Source organism: Streptomyces sp. NPDC001890, from assembly GCF_042891445.1.
In the GTDB taxonomy this organism is placed as follows: domain Bacteria; phylum Actinomycetota; class Actinomycetes; order Streptomycetales; family Streptomycetaceae; genus Streptomyces.
This window is the reverse complement of the sequence record NZ_JBIATE010000090.1, coordinates 1-1307: the sequence shown is the minus strand read 5'-3', so window position 1 is coordinate 1307 and position 1307 is coordinate 1. Positions and strand designations below refer to the sequence as shown.

Annotated in this window: 1 protein-coding gene; it reads right to left on the bottom strand. The window is 69.3% G+C overall.

Annotation, left to right across the window (positions count from 1 at the left end; all coding sequences use genetic code 11):
* Positions 1-1307: acyltransferase domain-containing protein (locus ACFYY1_RS43275; RefSeq protein WP_388595611.1), on the bottom strand; the 1307-nt coding region annotated here is incomplete at both ends.

The following is a 1307-nucleotide window of genomic DNA, read 5'->3' as shown; positions in this document are numbered from 1 at the left end:
GCCAGTAGTGGGTGCGTTGGAAGGCGTAGGTGGGGAGGGGGGTGCGGGTGGCGTTGGTGTCGGTGAAGAGGGTTGTCCAGTTGATGGTGGTGCCGTGGACGTGGGCTTCGGCGAGGGAGGTGTGGAAGCGGTGGAGTCCGCCTTCGTCGCGTCGGAGGGTGCCGAGGACGGCGGCGTCGGTGCCGGTGGTTTCGGTGGTGCCCTGGAGGCCGAGGGAGAGGACGGGGTGGGGGCTGACCTCGATGAAGACGGTGTGGCCGTCGGTGAGGGCGGTGCGGGTGGCCTGTTCGAACTCGACGGTTTCGCGGAGGTTGTTGTACCAGTAGTCGGCGTTCATTTCCGTGCCGTCGAGGAGGGTGCCGGTGAGGGAGGAGTAGAGGGGTGTGTTGCCTGCTTGTGGGGTGATGCCCGTGAGGAGCTTGGCCAGCTCGGCTTCGATTTCCTCGACGTGGGCGGAGTGGGAGGCGTAGTCGACGTCGATCCTGCGGGCGCGGATCTCGTCGGCCTGGCAGTCGGTGACCAGTTCGTCCAGGTCCTTTGGGTCGCCGGAGACGACGACGGAGGAGGGGCCGTTGACGGCGGCGATGGAGATCCGTCCGTCCCAGGCGGTGATCTTCTCGCGGACCCAGGTCGCGGGCTGGGCGAGGGAGACCATGCCACCGCGGCCTGCGAGGGCGATGATGGCCCGGCTGCGCAGGGCGACGACCTTCGCCGCGTCGTCCAGGGTGAGGATTCCGGCGACGGCGGCTGCGGCGATCTCGCCTTGGGAGTGGCCGATGACGGCGGCGGGTTCGACGCCGTGGGAGCGCCAGAGTTCGGCGAGGGAGACCATGACGGCCCACAGGACGGGCTGGACGACGTCCACCCGGTCCAGGCCGGGTGCGCCTTGCGTGCCGCGTGCGACGTCGATCAGTGACCAGTCGATGTGCGGTTCCAGTGCTGCTGCGCATTCCGCCATCCGCGCCGCGAAGACCGGGGAGGTGTCGAGGAGTTCCACGGCCATGCCGGCCCACTGGGCGCCCTGGCCGGGGAAGACGAATACGGGGCGGGGTGAGGTCTGGGTTTCGGCGGTGGTGGTGTGGGGGGTGGTGGGGTGGTTGTGGGTGAGGGCTTCGAGGGCGGTGAGGTAGTCGTCGCGGTGGGTGGCTGTGATGGCTGCGCGGTGGTCGAAGTGGGTTCGGGTGAGGGCGAGGGAGTAGGCGATGTCGGTGAGGGAGGTGTCCGTGTCCTGGCGTATGCGGTCGAGGAGCTTCCCGGCCTGGGCACGCAGCGCGGCCTCCGACTTGCCCGACAGGACCCACGGCACC